Here is a 17291-nt window from a genome sequence, read left to right as displayed (position 1 = left end):
AAATCAAAATGAGAGGTGAGATACATGGAAGAAAAAATAGGCGAAAATATTATCGCCGAGGAAGATGTTGCAAAAGTTAGTCTCTTTAAGATGGTCACCTTTACTGTGACGGGAATCGTTGTACTGGACACATTCGTTGCTCCGGCAGCATTGGGGGCTTCTTCGATCACCGTCTGGCTGCTCACTGCTATTCTGTTTTTCATTCCTTACGGACTCATCAATGCGGAACTTGGAGCCACGTATCCTGAAGACGGAGGCATTTATGCGTGGGTCAACCGGGCGTTCGGTCCTTTCCAAGCCAGCTTAGTGGCCTGGTATTATTGGGTCAACGTTGCTTTCTGGATGCCGGCGGTATTCATAGCATTCAGTGCCTGGTTCTCGATGGCTTATGTTCCGGCAATGAGTAATTTCGCCGCAGCCGCTTTAGCGGTAGCGATGTGCTGGCTTATCGTATTCATCGGTATCCGCGGAGTGGATTTAAGTATCACGGTCACGAATATCGCTGCTATTCTGAAAGTCAGTGTTCTGATCGTTTTCGGGATAATGGGCGTGATGTATGCTTTCCAGAACGGTCTGGCCAATGATTTTTCACTGTCCAGTTTTGCTCTGAACTTGAATTTTGATACAATCGCATACAGTTCAGCGATCGTCTATAACTTGCTGGGATTTGAACTGATAAGTGCGATTGCTTCAAAAGTAGACAAACCGGAGAAAAACATTCCAAAAATGACGGTCTTTGCGGGGATACTGATCGCTGCAATGTACATTATCGGGACCTTTGGCGTGTTAGCTGCGATTCCCGCAGCGTCGGTAGATCCACTTGACGGATTCTTTTATGCTTTAAAAGAATTGTCCACTGTCTTCGGACCGGCTTCCGGCATCGTCTTTAACGTCACAATGATCGTTGCATTGTTTACTTTAGTATCCAATATGATTTCATGGACACTTGGAGGAGTAGAAGTGTTAGATGAAGCTGAATTCACTAAGCACACCAAGATTCTGGGGCACCGCAATGAAAAATTCAATACCCCTGATTACTCTTATGTCTTGATGGGCATTATTGCTACCCTGCTCATTGTCCTGAATTTTGTATTAAGCGGGAATGCGAATGATGCCTTCTGGACGATCCTTTCCTTCAGTTTCCTGATTTTCTTCTTACCTTATTTATGGCTGTTTCCAACAGTCGTTAAACTGAGAAAAGTGGATAAAGACATCACAAGACCGTATGAAATTCCTTTTGGAAAAGTCGGCTTATATTTCTCCAGTATCATCGGTTTCCTGTTCATCGCTCTCGGCATAGTCTTACTCTTCTTCACGGGTGATGGCTGGGATCCACTGTATCACCTTACCCTCATAATCGGCACACTCCTGACCACGCTTTACGGGGTATACTTGTACCGGAAGAGTGTATAAAATTTTAACAAACTAAAGAAGGTAACTAATCAATAACAGGTGGAGTCTTATCCAGACTTCACCTGTTATTGATTAGTTAAGTTAAATATAACAATTATAAATATATATAATAATATACAGACAACATTAATAAAGTAAAATTAAATAATAGTTAAATGCATAAGTAGCTTTGTTATTAGGATATATTTAGTGAATCTTTTAATAAATATGTAGAATAGAAGTTTGTTACTGTAAAAGGAGACTTATTAAGAACCTTCATCAATCAGATAAAGGTTCTTCTAAAATCAGCTCATCCGGTAAAAGTGAAAGAAACTGTTCTGAAACCTCATCTGAAAACGTGTAGATAAAATGTGTGTTCTCGCTGTCCATGATGGTCCCAGTCAATTCATCTTCAGTGACCCAGAGGTGGAACACTTCTTCTGAGCCATCTGCATAGTCTATTTTCATATCGTAGTAGGGCTGGGTGACATCTACTATACCCGGTTGTCTTTCTGATCCTTCGATCATTTCATCCACAATAAACTGCAGAGATTCTGTATCCTCGATTTCTGCGATGTAGTCCGAACTGACTGAACCCGAAAGCGAAGCATAGGATATACCTGCCCAGACAGGTTTGGCTCTTTCCACCAGCTTGAGATAATGTTCAGAATCGGACTGAGCCGATTCATAGATACCTTCCTTCTGTTCGGCAATGGATCCTGCCGGGTCAGAGGTCGTGTCGTCCTGCTCGCCGCAGGCAACAAGAAGTAACGCCGTTCCAACTAAAAATGGAGCAACCTTCATTAACTTCATCATTTACCCTCCCGTGTTGAATCCTACCGCAACAGTAAGACTCATATTGATTAATTCAAGTATAGCAATTATCCCTGAAAAATAATATTTATTTTGATGCATTTTTAAAAGTCTTAAGTATATAAGAAAGACAAGGATAAACACTTTAGACATAAGGAAACACTTGTCATACCGTTAATTTGACTTGATATAGGGTATGCGTTATAATTATCTCGAATTCGAAATATAAATGGTACTATAACAACTAAGTTTACAGGAGGACACTATACATGAACCAACTCAAAGGGATCCATCACGTGACAGCCATTACTAGCAGCGCTGAAAAAATCTATGACTTTTTCACTCATGTTCTTGGCATACGTCTGGTCAAAAAGACTGTCAATCAGGACGACATTCAAACCTATCACTTATTTTTTGCGGACGACACAGGGAGTGCGGGGACGGACATGACTTTCTTTGATTTTCCAGGTATACAAAAAGGTGTCCACGGGAATGACGAAATCGCTCGGACAAGTTTCCGTGTGCCTACAGATGATGCGCTCGATTACTGGGTCAAACGGTTTGACCGTCTGGAAGTGAAGCATGAAGGCATTCAGGAACAGTTCGGTAAGAAAGTCCTGCCTTTTGTCGACTTTGATGATCAGAACTACCAGCTGATTTCTGACGAAAAAAATACAGGCATAGAATCAGGAACGCCCTGGCAGGACGGTCCGATCCCGCTGGAGTTTGCGGTCACTGGACTGGGACGCATGTTTTTACGCTACCAGGATCTGGATTATATCAAAGCCGTTCTGGAACAAGTCTATGATATGACGCAGATCGCTGAGGAAGGTGATTTGTATCTGTTTGAAATGGGCCAAGGCGGCAATGGTGCAGAAGTAGTTGTGGAACACAACACAGAGCTTCCACGCCATCAACAGGGATACGGGACTGTTCACCATGTGGCGTTTCGTGTAGAGGATAAAGAAGACCTTGAAAACTGGAAGGAGAAATACCAGGCTGTCAAGCTGCCTAATTCAGGTTACGTGAACCGCTTTTACTTCGGCTCACTTTATGCCCGAGTGACTGCCGGCATCTTGGTCGAACTGGCGACTGAAGGACCAGGATTTATGGAAGATGAACCGTATGAAACACTGGGTGAAAAATTGTCTCTGCCACCATTTCTCGAACCTCAGCGTGACATCATCGAAAATGAAGTCCGTCACATCGATACGGTCAGAAGTACAAAGACTTTTGAGAAAGAGTACGAGTAACAATTTGAGCAACTGAAAACCAAAAAATCCCCTGATACAACTTACTGTATCAGGGGATTTTTTGGTTTAAAGACAAGGGGGAGTGACTTATTGTGCAGGCCCTCGTGTAAGCCGTATGATTTGAGGAAATCAATGGGGATACTCTAAAATTAAGAGTGTAAGGATTTCAAAAAGAGTTTATTCATAATCTACAAGGAGGACAAAAACGATGCAGCACGAATTAACAGACAGAAAACCTTTAGACAGTCTATCGTTGAAATTGAAGAAACTGAAAGATCAGGTCATTGTCATCACAGGAGCGACAAGTGGGATCGGGCTGGTCACTGCACGCATGGCTGCTGATAAAGGAGCCAAACTGGTATTGGGAGGCCGGGAAAAAGCAGCACTGGAAACACTGACAGACGAACTGAGCGAAAAAACCGAAGTCGTCTATCTTGAAATGGATGTATCAAAAGAGGAAGAAGTAAAACAGCTGGCAGAAAAAGCGGTGGAAACTTTTGGTGGCTTCGATACCTGGGTCAATAATGCAGCAGTGGCTATATACGGACATCTGACCGATGTACCGATCGTCGATGCTCGTGAACTGTTTGAAATCAATTACTGGGGCACCGTATACGGTTCACTGGCAGCGATCGATCATTTCAGAGAAAAAGAAACAGCTGGTGCACTGATCAATATGGGAAGTGTACTCGGTAATCGCACCTTCCCGATCCAGGGAACTTACTCATCATCCAAATTCGCTGTACACAGTTTCACGGATGCTTTAAGAATGGAAGCGGAAAAAGAACATCTGCCGGTCGTTGTGACTCAAATCCATCCAGCACGCATAGATACCCCTTATGCAGAACATGCAGCCAGCTATATAGATAAGGCGCCTTCACACGATGGTATGATGTACCCGCCGGAAAGCGTGGCGGAATCTATTCTCTATACTGCTGAACATCCAGTCAGAGACATGTATGTCGGTGGTCAGTCGAAGATGATAAGTTTAATGGGGGCTTTGATGCCACGCTTTACCGACCGCTATCTGGAAAAGTCGATTTATGATACAAACTATGATGAATCTAAGGATGCTGAATCTCCGCTTCAAAGTTCATTATATGGAGAAGGGGAGCAGTTGAAAGAAAGAGGCGGGAATAACATTGGCTGGACACGCAAGGGTAGTTTGCTTGTCAAAGTTAAAAAACATCCATTGCTCTTCTTGATTCCGATTATGATCATAGGAGTAACAAGCTTGTCCTTCCTGCTGTTTTCCGGAAATAATAAAAGCAAAGCACAGAAATTAAAAGAAGCTTATCGTATGAAAAAGACCAAGATGATGTTCAAACATCCTAAAAAAGCATGGAAGTATGGAAAAATGAAACGAAAAATCAGACATTTAAGCCATTGATAGAAATAAAAAAACGTATAGAACAGAAACTGTTGTCTGTCTAAGCACGTAGGCAGCTTAACAGAGAAAGAGACACTGGCACACATACAGGTGTGTGCAGTGTCTCTTTTTAATGAGCAAATATCGATTGCCGATCATTGAAATCAGAGCGGTAAACAACAAGATGCTTCACTTAAAGCTTTCAAGTATAGAGTGGATGGAAGATATAACAGGAGAATGATACCGGATGTTCCATGCGTTTATTATGGACTGGACGGGGAAGGCCCGTTCACACCCGAACGGACTGGTGGATTACCACTTTATGACTTTGCGAAAATGATACTTGAGCAACAGCTCGATCTGGATCAGGTGAAGAAACTACTTGCCGGTAACGGCGGGATGAAATCGTACTTAAACGAAATCGATATAAGAAACGTTCTTGAAATGATCAATAAGGGTGATAAGGAAGCAGAACTCATCCTTCGTGCGATGACCTATCAGCTTGCTAAAGCCATTGGCGAAATGGCGACGGTCTTAAAGGGCAAGGTCGATGTGATCATTCTGACAGGTGGCGGCAGTTATAGTGAGTTCATTGTCAGCCATACAAAAGAGCGTGTGGAATGGATCGCACCGGTGGAAGTCATGCCGGGTGAGATGGAAATGGATGCCCTGCATGAAGGTGTCATGCGTGTACTGAATAAGGAAGAAGAACCGAAGCGATACAGCGAGATAAATTAGAGAGGAAACGAGGGAAAAAGATGGCGATAGAAACAGAACTCCTGATATTAGGCGGAGGGACAGGCGGTTATGTTGCGGCGATCCAGGCGGCGAAGACGGGTATGGATGTTGTACTCACTGAACAGGACAAGCTTGGCGGGACCTGTCTACACCGCGGCTGCATCCCAACGAAAGCGTTACTAAGAAGTGCAGAAGTCATGGGTACCCTGAAAGAAGCTGGAGATTTTGGCATAGACGTCAGTGATGCGGTTCAAGTCAACTTTACCAAGGTCAATGAACGGAAGCAGGCTATCGTAGACCAGCTGCACCATGGCGTACAGGGACTGATGAAGAAAAACAAGATCAAAGTCGTCCACGGCAAAGGGGCTGTATTAGGTCCGTCGATCTTTTCGCCGGTGTCCGGTGCAGTCGCTGTGACCTTTGATGATGAAGACAAAGAAGAAGAAATCTATGTTTCAAAAAAACTGATCATTGCGACCGGCTCCAGTCCGGCAACCTTGCCGCATCTGCCCCTGGATGAAGAAACGATTTTGTCTTCCACCGGCATGCTGCAGCTGGAAGAACTGCCGGAATCCATCGCTATTATCGGCGGTGGCGTAATCGGTGTGGAATGGGCATCGCTGCTGCACGGTCTGGGTGTCGAGGTGACGGTTTTTGAAGCTCTCGACCGGCTGATTGTCAACGAAAGCAAGACCGTTTCAAAAGCGCTCAAGAAACAGTTTGAAAAACGAGGGATCAAGGTGGAACTCAGCCAGCTCGTTGAAGGCGTCGATAAAACAGACGGAAGAGTCAAACTGTCTGTTAAAGGGAAAGATGCACCGATGGACTTTGATAAGGTGATGGTCGCGATCGGCAGAAAACCGAACGTGGAGGGCATCGGCCTTCAAAACACCTCAGTCAAATACGACGCCAAAGGCATACAGGTGAATGACCACTATCAGACGACAGAAAGTCATATCTATGCAATCGGCGACTGCATCAACACACTGCAGCTGGCTCATGTCGCCATGAAAGAAGGCGAATTGGCCGTCGAGCATATGATCAGGGAAACAAGCGAACCGATCAACTATCTGAATGTCCCGCGCTGTACCTATACGACACCTGAAATCGCAAGTGTCGGCTATACGAAAGAAACACTTCCTAAAGGCAGGAAGGTCAAAGTAGGGACCTTTAATTTTAACGGGAACGGCAAAGCACTTATTCACGGCAATGCTGAAGGTTTTGTGGAAGTGCTGAGAGATGAAGAAACGGATGATCTGATCGGGATGTCCATCATTGGCCCGCATGCAACAGATCTGATCTCAGAAGCCAGCACAGCCATCTACATGAATGCCACACCTTTGGAGATCGGCGAAGCGATCCATCCGCATCCGACCTTATCTGAAGGGATCATGGAAGCGTCTCTGGATGTCTATAAATTAGCGGTTCATAAATAAGAAAGTGAGTGTGAACAGATGATGAAAAAACTGAAAGAATCAGGATTAAGTAAAGAAGAAATCGTCCAGGCTTATCGCCATGTTTTAATGGGACGGCGTCTGGACGAACGCCTATGGCAGCTGACACGTATCGGCAAGACCTCCTTCAATATCTCAGGACAGGGACATGAAGTGGGACAAGTGGCGATGGCGATGGCTTTCGAACATGAGAAAGACTATTTCCTGCCTTATTACCGCGATATGGCACCCTGTCTGGTCTGGGGCATGACGCCTAAAGATATCATGCTGGGGTCCCTGGGGAAAGAGGATGATCCTTCTTCTCACGGACGCCAGATGCCAAACCACTACGGTTCAAAAGAACACAATATCATTTCGCATTCCTCCACAGTCAGCACGCAGTACACCGTGGCGACAGGCGTGGCCTATGGGGCTCAGCTTGCTAAAAAAGACTACGTGACGCTGACCACAACTGGTGAAGGCTCTGCCAACCAGGGGGAAGTGCAGGAAGCGATGAACTTTGCCGGCGTCAAAAAACTGCCGCTGATTTTTGTGATCGAAAACAACGGCTATGCGATCTCTGTTGGAAGAGACGAACAATATGCCAGTGAGAAACTGTCCGACCGCGGACCGGCATTCGGCATGACTGGTATCCAAGTCAATGGGAACGACTTTGTCGAATCCTACCTCGCCTTCAAAAAAGTGGTTGAAGACGCCCGCAAAGGATTTGGACCGGCACTGATCGAAATGATGGTCACGCGTCTGACCTCGCATTCCGCAGACGATGATCATTCAGTTTACCGAACAAAAGAGGATATTGAGAACCTGAAGAAAAATGACGGTCTGCTCCTGTTTGAGAAACAGCTGATCGATGAAGACTATCTGACTCGTGAACAGATGAAAGAGATCGATGCAGAACTGAAAAAAGAAATCAATAAAGCCACGGATGAAGCAGAAGCCATGCCTGATCCAAAAGCTGAAGACATACTCAAAGAAGTCTATGCAGATAATTAAACGAAGAAAGGATGCGTAAGGCCTATGGCAATGATGACTTACTTAGAAGCCATTCATAAAGGAATCGAAGAAGAAATGGCACGTGATGAAAATGTCGTGATTTTCGGCGAAGATGTCGGAGGCGTAAAGGGCGGGGTCTTTGGAGTGACCAAAGGACTAGCCGAAATGTTTGGAGATGACCGCTGTTTCAATACACCGCTGACGGAAGGACTGATCGGCGGACTGGCGGTCGGTCTTGGAACAGTGGGGTACCGGGCGATCGGAGAATTTCAGTTCGCTGACTACCTGCTTCCGGCTGTGAACCAGCTGATTTCAGAAGCGAGTCGTATGCGTTACCGTACGCAGGGCGACTGGACTGCACCGATCACGTTCCGTGCACCTTATGGCGGCGGCGTGCGTGGGGGATTATATCACTCCCAGTCGACGGAAAAAGTTTTGTTTGGGCAGCCGGGACTCCGGATCGTGACCCCGTCTTCACCACGTGATGCAAAAGGTTTGATCAAAGCAGCGATCCGCTGTGACGATCCCGTCGTGTTTTATGAACACAAGCGCTTATATCGCCTGCTGAAAGAGGATGTACCGGAAGATGATTACGTCGTGCCGATCGATAAGGCCAATGTGGTCAGAGAAGGGGACGACATCACGGTCATCGGCTACGGCATGGTACTGAATCATGCACTGAAAGCCGCTGAAACCTTGAGCAAAGAAGGCTATGAGGCGGAAGTGGTGGATGTTCGTTCCATTTATCCTTTAGACAAAGAAACCTTAGTTAAAGCAGCGAAAAAGACAGGGAAAGTGTTGCTGGTCACGGAAGACAATCTGGAAGGCAGTGTCATGAGTGAGATATCCGCGATCATTGCAGAAGAAGCCTTGTTCGATCTGGACTCACCGATCAGACGCCTGGCCGGTCCGGATTCACCAAGCATGCCGTATGCACTGCCGCTGGAACGGGAATTTCTGATCAGTGAAGAAAAAGTTCTAGATGCCATGCGTGAACTTGCAGAGTTTTAAGGAGGAAAGTGAATGAGTATAAAGATAATCGAAATGCCTCACTTGGGCGAAAGCGTCACGGAAGCCTCGATCGCGGTGTGGCTGGTTTCTGAAGGGGACAGGATCGAGAAATATGACCCCATCGCCGAAGCCGTTTCGGATAAGGTGACGACTGAGATACCCTCGAATTATTCGGGCATCGTCAAGGAATTTCTAATCGAACTGGATACAGACGTTGAGATCGGGACACCGATCGTCAAAATAGAAACGGAAGAAACCGGTGAAGATGACAGCATAAATAAAGACAAGTCCGAACAGCCTGTTGGGGCGGAAGCTCCTTCCGACACCGAAAAAAAGGAAGAAATGACCGAACATATCAACGAAGAAATCGATAAAGAAGCCGATAAACGGCCAATGAAAAGAGACACCAAAGAAATGGATCGGAAGAGCGCTTCTTCACAAACAGCACCTTTGACTGATAAAAATACCCGTTACTCGCCGGCTGTGGTCCGTATTGCTCAGGAACGCGACATCGACTTGAACCAGGTAGAAGGATCCGGAAAACACGGTCGCATCACGCGAAAAGATGTCCAGAACTTTGATGTGTCCAGTCAGACAGAAGCAAAACCGGAAACAAAAGCAGACGTTCCGGAAGCCTCTATACAGGAACAGAAAGAAACAGCGGAAAAAGAAGATAAGTCTAAAAAAGCACCGGTCTCCTATACATCAAGTGGAGACGAAGTGGTGCCGGCTGACGGAATCCGTAAAGCTATTGCCAGGAAAATGGTACAGAGTTCCACCGAGATCCCACATGCGTGGCTGATGGTGGAAGCAGATGTCTCGAATATCGTCAAGCTGCGTAATAAAGCCAAAGAGCAGTTCAAGAAACAGGAAGGCGTGACATTGTCTTACTTCCCGTTCTTTGTCAAAGCTGTGGTTCAGGCACTCAAAAAACATCCGATCATGAATGCTTCCTGGGATAACGGGAACATCGTCTATCATAAAGACATCAACATATCCGTAGCTGTGGCGACAGATGAGCATCTATTCGTACCAGTTATCCACAATACCGACAACTATTCGATCAGCGGCTTGTCCAAAGAAATCAGCCGACTGGCAGAACGTGCACGTGACGGCAAACTGAGCAGCCAGGATATTCAGGGCGGCACGATGACCGTGAACAATACGGGCAGCTTTGGATCCGTCCAGTCCATGGGCATCATCAATCATCCGCAGGCAGCCATCCTGCAGGTCGAAAGCATCACCAAACGCTTCGTGCCGACAGAAGACGGTGGATTTAAAGCAGCCGACATGATCAACCTGTGCTTATCGATCGATCACCGCATCATCGACGGACTCCAGGCCGGACGCTTTCTGAAAGACGTGAAAGAGAATCTGCAGCGATTCAAGAATGAATCTGATTTATACTAAAAAACCGTTTCACTTGAAAAGCAAAACAGTCAGTTAGACTTAATTCTTTTTGATCTCATCGATCAGATCATTGATAGCTTTGGTCGGTGCCTTGCTTTTCTTCAAGGCGACGCCGATGGCATAATAGTCATTTTTATCCTGAAGCGGGATCCATTTCAACCCGTCCAGAGCGCCGATCGCTTTGTATTCAATCGGAAGCAGACAGATAGAGTCGAGGGATTTCAAACTGTAGAGCAGAACCTGGAGGTCATCGTGCTGCATGACGATATTCGGTTCAAAGCCTAAGTGACGACTCCGGTCCAGAAGCATCTGACCGAGCATGAAGTTTTCATTCAAAGTCGAGAAGCGCTGCTCCTTCAAGTCTTCAAACTTTAATTCTTTTTTTGAAGAGAGAGGATTACTTTCCGGTACGACGACATGCACGTTATAACCTTTGGTCGATGTATTGAGGGCCTCGATCGAAATGGCGTTTGACTGGGTATTCGGAAAAGATACCAGACCGATATCCAGCTCGTCGTTGGCCAGCATCTCCTGGATTTTACGTGACCCATTTTGAGTGATGATCAAGTCGACATTCTGATGGGTCGCAATAAAACTGGAGATCTGCTGCATATATTGGACAGCGAATAAAATCGTGAGGCCTAAGCGAATCACTTCTTTCGAGTCAGACTTCATATGCTGGATGCGGTTGACCAGCGTATCGAAATCATTGACGATCTTTTCGCCCCGATTATATAGGAGCTTGCCTGACTGAGTTAGATTATAACTCTTGTCATGTTGGTCGAAGAGCCGGGTATTGAGTTCCGCTTCCAGCTTTTTAATGGTAAAAGACAGCGTCGGCTGAGTAACGAAGAGATTTCTGGCCGCCTGTGACAGATTTCTGGTGTTGGCGATTTCTATAAAATATTTAAGCTGCTTGATATCCAAACAAATCATCCCTCAAATTAATATAGTCATTTTTCAAGTATACAACAGAAAAATTTGTAAGCGGTTAAATAAACAGAAATATTAAGTGACTTCTCATTTAACAACTGACTATAGCAAATATTGATTAGAGAGAAAGGAAGTTATTTTGATGGAGATATTCAAAAGTATGGGAGAATACGATTACGAACAACTGGTCTTTATGCAGGATGAAGAGACAGGTTTAAAGGCCATCACCTGCATTCATGATACGACCTTGGGCCCAAGTCTGGGCGGGACGCGTTACTGGACCTATGAAAAGGAAGAAGATGCCATCGAAGATGCGATGAGACTGGCGCGTGGCATGACCTATAAAGCGGCAGCCAGCGGATTGCCTCTTGGCGGTGGCAAGACAGTCATTATAAAAGATCCTGCAAACCAGGTGAGTCAGGAAGCACTGTTCAGAGCCTTCGGACGCTTTGTTGAGGGATTGAATGGCCGTTACATAACAGCGGCCGATGTAGGCACAACGACTGTTGAAATGGATTATATTTATCAGGAAACAAACTATGTTGCAGGAACAGGACTTAAACCGGGCACTTCAGGAAATCCATCTCCTTCTACCGCACATGGTGTATATGTTGGGATGAAGGCCGCAGCCAAAAAAGCTTTCGGAACAGATTCCCTTGAAGGAAAAACCATTATTATCGAAGGTGTGGGTAAAGTCGGCTATCTACTGGCAGAAGCGGCTCTTGAAGAAGGTGCGAAAGTCTGTGCAACTGATCTTTTCAATGGACCAATAGAACGAGCCAGAGACCTTGGCTGTGATATCGTTGATGCTAATGAAATGTTCGAGATGCAGGCCGATATCTATGCCCCTTGTGCGTTAGGTGCCTCGATCAACGATGACAGCCTTGAGAAAATCAAAAAAGCGGGCATCAAAGTGATTGCCGGCGCCGCCAACAACCAGCTGGCTGAACCGCGTCATGGTGATAAACTCGAGGAGATGGGTCTGGTCTATGCCCCTGACTATATCCTGAATGCGGGCGGGCTGATCCAGGTTGCAGATGAATTCAACGGTGGTTACAATGCAGCACGTGCGCGCATGTCGGTCGACCGTATCTATGATCAGATCGAAAAAGTGTTTAAAATTGCTGAACGTGACGGTATCCCGACCTATAAAGCTGCAGATGCTCTTGCTGAAGAACGCATCAAAGCCATCAGAAACACGCGAAGCATCTTTACACAAAACGGTAAATCGATCATCAACCGGTAAGCGGTACGAAAAGCCCCGCTCCTCGATTAGAGGAATGGGGCTTTAACTGTTTTAGTCTTCTTTTAAAGTTTGTTTCCGAGTAGTAAAGTCTAGTTCACAGGGCGTCAAGCTGCACGAACTGGACATATTGACCATTTAGTCAAGTTGGGCACTAAATTAATAGACTGAACTACACTTAGAAGAGTTTTTATGAAGTTCAGAGCTCTGAGCGAACTTAAACATAATGTTTTTTAAGTGTAGTTTAATGGTACAAGTATATGCTGAACTCGATATAATAGAAGCAAAAAAACCTTCGGCTCAACAGCCGAAGGGTTTCCTTTCAGAATAATGAAGAATAAGCGTCATGCGACGTTTATTCATTCCACTCAGTATGAAAATCTACTCTTTTTTCTCGTACTCCAGTATATCTCCCGGCTGACAGTCCAGCGCTTCGCAGATGGCTTCTAGTGTCGAGAAGCGAACGGCGACTGCCTTGCCGGTTTTCAGTTTTGATAAGTTGACATTGGATACGCCGACTTCTTCAGCCAGGTCTTTGAGCAGCATCTTTCTGTCGGCCATCACTCTGTCCAATCTCACAACGATCGGCATATGCGTCTCCTCCTTTTAGACCGTATCATCAGCTAACTCCTGCAGACTGATGCCGTATTTTAAAACCCCACTGACGATATATAAAATCAATCCGACGAGGAAAGAAGAAGTGAGCCCGAAATTGAAATAAAATCCTCTATCTGCACTCAAGTTGACAATCAATGAATAGAGTAACGGTAGCAGGATATCAAAAGCAATCAAAAAGAAACTGATCCATTTCACTGATTCGGCAAAATCGTAGGTAAAGGGTGTTTTCCCATCGGCTAAGCGGTCAAATAAAAAACTTCCTTTAAACAAGATATAACTGTAAGCTGAAAGAAATAATGGGGCTATAATGAATGAAGTAAATGCATGATCAGCTTCCGTTACGCGTGAATCATTAAAAGTTACGAAAGCATTTTCGGGCGTTTTAACAGTAAACGAAGCTCCCGATTCTGTAAAAAGCATAGCTATTATTCCTATTAGTATTATAGCAATACAAAATAGACCAATTAACTGTAAAATTAAAGAAAGGAATTTACTTACCCTTCGAAATTGGTTGATATTCATGAGACTCACTCCTTTGTTTTTTATGTATGATCTTTGTAAAAAGATCGAGAGAGACGGATAAACCTTTCTCCTGTTTATAGTTTACACCGTATCATCTGCGAGTTGTTGTAAATTGATCGCGTAATTGAAAATCTCAGCTCCAGCAAAAAGTATCAGACCGATCAACAATGAAGAGCCGACACCGAAAATAAAATAGTGACCATCTTCCATTAATGTTGTCACAATAAAAGAGTAGAGAAGAGGGAATGCTATATCAGTGATGATCAGAATCAGTCCTAACTGTTTCACTGATTGAGAAAAGTCGAAAGAAAAAGGTGTATTCCCTTCAGCTAAGTACTTGAATAACTGACTGCCTCTCCATAAAACATAGCAGGTGACTAGGGTCATAAGAGGCACGATTATAAGGGCGCCAAGCTGCATGCCAGCATCGGAAAGAGGTCCGCTTACTGAATTTAGTATAGGAAAATCTGGATTGGGGAAATTAAACCAGACATCCCCTTCAGTATTGAAATAGGCAAATATTAATGACGTAACAGATATGGCAATCCATAGTGAGGCTATTTTTAAAATAACTGATGTAAACCGACTGACACTTCTAAATTGTTTGATGTTCATCAGACTCACTCCTTTATATTATTTAAAGCAAGTGTACACCTAAAATTTATAAAAATCAACAATAAATTATCGATAAGCATTAATTTGTTTGCTATTTACATAAATTTTAATAGTGATATCTGATATGCTATAATGAAACAAATCTTATTTTAAAGGATGAAAAAGCATGCACTCGAAATTACTTGAAGAACATGGTTTGTTAAATAAAATCGCCGGTTCTGACTATAACTTCAGATACCAGAAAGCCGGAAATAAAATCGTCGAAGACGTTGACCGACTCTTAACTGATATGAATATAGAACCTTCAGAAATCTACACTGGTCAGCAGATGCATACCGATCATGTCGAAGTAGTCGATGGAGAAAACGGTGAAGACTTTGTATACGGCAGGACCTTCAAAGAAACAGATGGACTGATCACGAACAAACAGGATATAGCCCTGCTCATCAAGTATGCGGACTGCACACCGATCATCTTATTCGATCCTAAAAAACGTGTTCAGGCTGTAGTTCATTCGGGGTGGCGTGGCACGGTGAAACACATTTCAATAAAAGCTATCGAGAAGATGGAAGAGGCGTTTGGCTGTAATAGAAAAAACTTGCTTGTCTACGTGGGACCGTCGATCGACCAGGAGAATTATGAAGTGGGTCCGGAAGTGTATGAGGCATTCAGCGCTGTAAAAAATCGTGACGACTTTTTCAAACTGCATGGAGAAAAGTACAAAATGAGTATGACCGATGCAAACGTATCTATCCTTCTTGAAGCAGGCATCAAAGCAGAGAATATGGAAGTGGAGCGGACATCGACCTATAAGAGTGCAGAGCTGCATTCGGCGAGAGGAGAAGGACCGGAGTATCAGCTGAATGGCTTGCTGACGATGATGAAGAGTGATATCTAAATTAATGAATGTAAAACATCCTAAGACAAAAATGTCTTAGGATGTTTTTAATTATAACGTTTCGATGCCGCACATAATAAATGGAATAAGCGAAGCGATATACTCTTCAGGTTCTTCAGCGTTATCGGATTCCACCCAGTCCTGACTCGTACTTCTAACTGTCGCAGTCAGCCATCTGGCCAGTTTCAGTTTAAGACTTGCATTTAATGAAACATCGATCTCGCTCAGTTTTCTGGAAAAGATATTGACCAGTTCCAGCTTTATGATCGTATCAATCGTCTCTTGTTCCTCTTGCCCGGATATCGTACTGACAGAGGTTTTAAAACGAGTCAAGGATAGAAAAACGGTTTTAATGGTTTCTTCAATCGTTAACGTGGTCTTCTGCTTGTCGCATCCCAGATTCAGATGCAGTTTTTCTTCCACCACTTTTTCCAGCAGATCATACTTGTCCAGGAAGTGATTGTAAAATGTTGCGCGATTGATCATCGCTTCTTCTGTGATATCTTTGACAGAAATATCAGAAAAAGACTTTGATTGAGAAAGTTTTATAAAAGCATCTGTGATCAACTTTCGAGTACGCAACACACGCGGATCGGTTTTTGTCTCCATCATATGGATTTTCCCCCTTACAAAAGGAATAGGTTAATAAACAATAATCAAAAAGTGTTACTTAAGCAACACATCTACTATACTGTTGGTTTAACTTTTAGTCAAGCTGACCTATAATAAGTACTGTAGTTAGCTTACTTAAAGTTAGTTAACAAACGCATAGAAAATAGGAGGAATTATAACATGGTGAAAATAGGAGTCGTTACAGGAAGTTCGCGAGATGCACGTGTAAACAAGCAAGTAGCAGAATACGTATTAGAGAAAGCAAAACAGGTCGATGGAGCAGAATTTGAGCTTGTTGACATTAAAGAATTTGACTTACCATTATTCAACGAAGCAATGCCGCCTGCAATGGCAAACAAGAATTACGAGAAAGAAGAAAACAATCGCTGGTCAGAAAAAATCGATTCATTGGATGGATTCGTTTTTGTCACACCTGAATACAACAATGCGATCACACCTTCATTAAAAAATGCGATCGACTATTTAGGTCCTGAATGGGGAAATAAAGCAGCTGGTATCGTAGCATACGGATCGACTTTAGGTGTGGCTGCTCAGTTGAGCCTGCGTCACATCTTATCCAACGCTAACGTTGCGACTGTCGGACCGGCTGGGGCCTTCAGCTTGTTCACAGACTTTGAAGAAATGACGACATTCCGTCCATCAGAAGTACACAACGCAACGATCCAAGCGGTTCTTGAAACAACAGCTGCCTGGAGTAAAGGATTAAAAGGTACACGTGCTTAATATATAATCTAAGTGGATCGAACAGGATCGTCCTGTTCGGTCTTTTTTTGCGCCTTTCAGGCAAGAAAAGTTGAGACGAAGGGCACAAAACGAGCGGATATGTACCCTTCGTGAAAGATAAAGCGGGCTGAAGGTCACAAAAGAAGTAGTTATCTGCCCTTCGTGAAAGAAAAGTCAGGATGAGAGGCACAAAAAGTAGGTATATGTGTCCTTCGTGAAAGGCAAGTAAAGCTGAAGGTCACAAAAAGTAGATATATATGTCCCTCGTGAAAGAAACGGAGCACTGAAGGGCACAAAACGAGCGGATATGTGCCCTTCGTGAAAGATAAAGCGGGCTGAAGGTCACAAAAAGTAGGTATATGTGCCCTTCGTGAAAGATAAGGAGAGCTGGAGGTCACAAAACGAGCGGATATGTGCCCTTCGTGAAAGATAAGGAGAGCTGGAGGTCACAAAACGAGCGGATATGTGCCCTTCATGAAAGATAAAGCGAGCTGAAGGTCACAAAACGAGTGGATATGTGCCCTTCGTGAAAGATAAGGAGAGCTGAAGGTCACAAAACGAGTGGATATGTGCCCTTCACAAAAGAAAAGTCGAGACGAAGGGCACAAAAGAAATCATGTTATACATATAAACAGTAAAAGAACTCTTATTATGTTAGCAATCGTCAGCGATT

At 44.2% G+C, this 17291-nt stretch carries 17 protein-coding genes; 11 read left to right on the top strand and 6 right to left on the bottom strand.

Annotation, left to right across the window (positions count from 1 at the left end):
• The first annotated feature begins 24 nt into the window (after nt 1–24).
• Complete coding sequence (locus BMX84_RS08755) at nt 25–1413, top strand: APC family permease (RefSeq protein WP_091488954.1); 1389 nt, start codon at nt 25–27, stop codon at nt 1411–1413.
• A 258-nt stretch (nt 1414–1671) separates the two neighbouring features.
• On the opposite strand, the gene BMX84_RS08750 is transcribed toward BMX84_RS08755, so the two are convergent.
• The gene (locus BMX84_RS08750; RefSeq protein ID WP_091488953.1) at nt 1672–2205 is read right to left on the bottom strand and encodes a YhfM domain-containing protein; all 534 of its coding nucleotides are present in this window, start codon (nt 2203–2205) and stop codon (nt 1672–1674) included.
• A gap of 269 nt (nt 2206–2474) precedes the next feature.
• Between BMX84_RS08750 and BMX84_RS08745 the strand changes: the two genes are divergently transcribed.
• The 7 genes from BMX84_RS08745 to BMX84_RS08715 all read left to right on the top strand — a co-directional run bounded on the left by BMX84_RS08745 (nt 2475) and on the right by BMX84_RS08715 (nt 10433).
• Nucleotides 2475–3458 carry a ring-cleaving dioxygenase gene (locus BMX84_RS08745; RefSeq protein ID WP_091488951.1) on the top strand — a complete coding sequence of 328 codons (984 nt, stop codon included), beginning with the start codon at nt 2475–2477 and terminating at the stop codon, nt 3456–3458.
• Between the two features lie 208 nt (nt 3459–3666).
• A complete protein-coding gene (locus tag BMX84_RS08740; RefSeq protein ID WP_091488949.1) occupies nt 3667–4848 on the top strand; it encodes an SDR family oxidoreductase in 1182 nt (393 codons plus the stop codon).
• A gap of 216 nt (nt 4849–5064) precedes the next feature.
• Entirely contained in the window at nt 5065–5565 is a 501-nt protein-coding gene (locus tag BMX84_RS08735; protein ID WP_091488948.1) for an acetate and sugar kinases/Hsc70/actin family protein, read from the top strand.
• Between the two features lie 20 nt (nt 5566–5585).
• Nucleotides 5586–7001 (top strand): dihydrolipoyl dehydrogenase, encoded by a 1416-nt coding sequence (gene lpdA / locus BMX84_RS08730; RefSeq protein ID WP_091488946.1) that lies wholly within the window; start codon nt 5586–5588, stop codon nt 6999–7001.
• A 21-nt stretch (nt 7002–7022) separates the two neighbouring features.
• Nucleotides 7023–8012, top strand: a complete 990-nt coding sequence (locus tag BMX84_RS08725; RefSeq protein ID WP_091488982.1) for a thiamine pyrophosphate-dependent dehydrogenase E1 component subunit alpha — start codon at nt 7023–7025, stop codon at nt 8010–8012.
• A gap of 24 nt (nt 8013–8036) precedes the next feature.
• A complete protein-coding gene (locus BMX84_RS08720; RefSeq protein ID WP_091488945.1) occupies nt 8037–9023 on the top strand; it encodes an alpha-ketoacid dehydrogenase subunit beta in 987 nt (328 codons plus the stop codon).
• A 12-nt stretch (nt 9024–9035) separates the two neighbouring features.
• Nucleotides 9036–10433 carry a dihydrolipoamide acetyltransferase family protein gene (locus BMX84_RS08715; RefSeq protein WP_091488943.1) on the top strand — a complete coding sequence of 466 codons (1398 nt, stop codon included), beginning with the start codon at nt 9036–9038 and terminating at the stop codon, nt 10431–10433.
• Nucleotides 10434–10472: 39 nt separating this feature from the next.
• Here BMX84_RS08715 and BMX84_RS08710 read toward each other — a convergent pair whose 3' ends face one another.
• The gene (locus BMX84_RS08710; protein ID WP_091488942.1) at nt 10473–11360 is read right to left on the bottom strand and encodes a LysR family transcriptional regulator; all 888 of its coding nucleotides are present in this window, start codon (nt 11358–11360) and stop codon (nt 10473–10475) included.
• 148 nt (nt 11361–11508) lie between these two features.
• On the opposite strand from BMX84_RS08710, the gene BMX84_RS08705 reads away from it, so the two are divergent.
• A complete protein-coding gene (locus BMX84_RS08705) occupies nt 11509–12612 on the top strand; it encodes a Glu/Leu/Phe/Val family dehydrogenase (protein WP_091488940.1) in 1104 nt (367 codons plus the stop codon).
• Nucleotides 12613–12990: 378 nt separating this feature from the next.
• Here the strand turns inward: BMX84_RS08705 and BMX84_RS08700 are convergent, their stop codons facing one another.
• The 3 genes from BMX84_RS08700 to BMX84_RS08690 all read right to left on the bottom strand — a co-directional run bounded on the left by BMX84_RS08700 (nt 12991) and on the right by BMX84_RS08690 (nt 14364).
• Nucleotides 12991–13200 carry a helix-turn-helix domain-containing protein gene (locus tag BMX84_RS08700; RefSeq protein ID WP_091488938.1) on the bottom strand — a complete coding sequence of 70 codons (210 nt, stop codon included), beginning with the start codon at nt 13198–13200 and terminating at the stop codon, nt 12991–12993.
• 15 nt (nt 13201–13215) lie between these two features.
• Nucleotides 13216–13647 (bottom strand): DUF2975 domain-containing protein, encoded by a 432-nt coding sequence (locus tag BMX84_RS08695; RefSeq protein WP_091488937.1) that lies wholly within the window; start codon nt 13645–13647, stop codon nt 13216–13218.
• A gap of 183 nt (nt 13648–13830) precedes the next feature.
• Nucleotides 13831–14364: a DUF2975 domain-containing protein gene (locus BMX84_RS08690; protein WP_091488935.1), complete on the bottom strand. Its 534-nt coding sequence runs from the start codon at nt 14362–14364 to the stop codon at nt 13831–13833.
• 166 nt (nt 14365–14530) lie between these two features.
• Here BMX84_RS08690 and pgeF point away from each other — a divergent pair, with 166 nt between their 5' ends.
• Nucleotides 14531–15262: a peptidoglycan editing factor PgeF gene (gene pgeF / locus BMX84_RS08685; protein ID WP_091488934.1), complete on the top strand. Its 732-nt coding sequence runs from the start codon at nt 14531–14533 to the stop codon at nt 15260–15262.
• A 51-nt stretch (nt 15263–15313) separates the two neighbouring features.
• Here pgeF and BMX84_RS08680 read toward each other — a convergent pair whose 3' ends face one another.
• Nucleotides 15314–15874: a TetR family transcriptional regulator gene (locus BMX84_RS08680; RefSeq protein WP_091488932.1), complete on the bottom strand. Its 561-nt coding sequence runs from the start codon at nt 15872–15874 to the stop codon at nt 15314–15316.
• Nucleotides 15875–16054: 180 nt separating this feature from the next.
• Here BMX84_RS08680 and BMX84_RS08675 point away from each other — a divergent pair, with 180 nt between their 5' ends.
• Nucleotides 16055–16618, top strand: a complete 564-nt coding sequence (locus tag BMX84_RS08675; RefSeq protein ID WP_091488931.1) for an NADPH-dependent FMN reductase — start codon at nt 16055–16057, stop codon at nt 16616–16618.
• Nucleotides 16619–17291 lie beyond the last annotated feature (673 nt).

It is taken from the genome of Alkalibacterium putridalgicola (genome assembly GCF_900109825.1).
Lineage (GTDB): Bacteria > Bacillota > Bacilli > Lactobacillales > Carnobacteriaceae_A > Alkalibacterium > Alkalibacterium putridalgicola.
The sequence above is the reverse complement of the archived record's forward strand: the minus strand, read 5'-3'. Positions and strand labels throughout refer to the sequence as shown.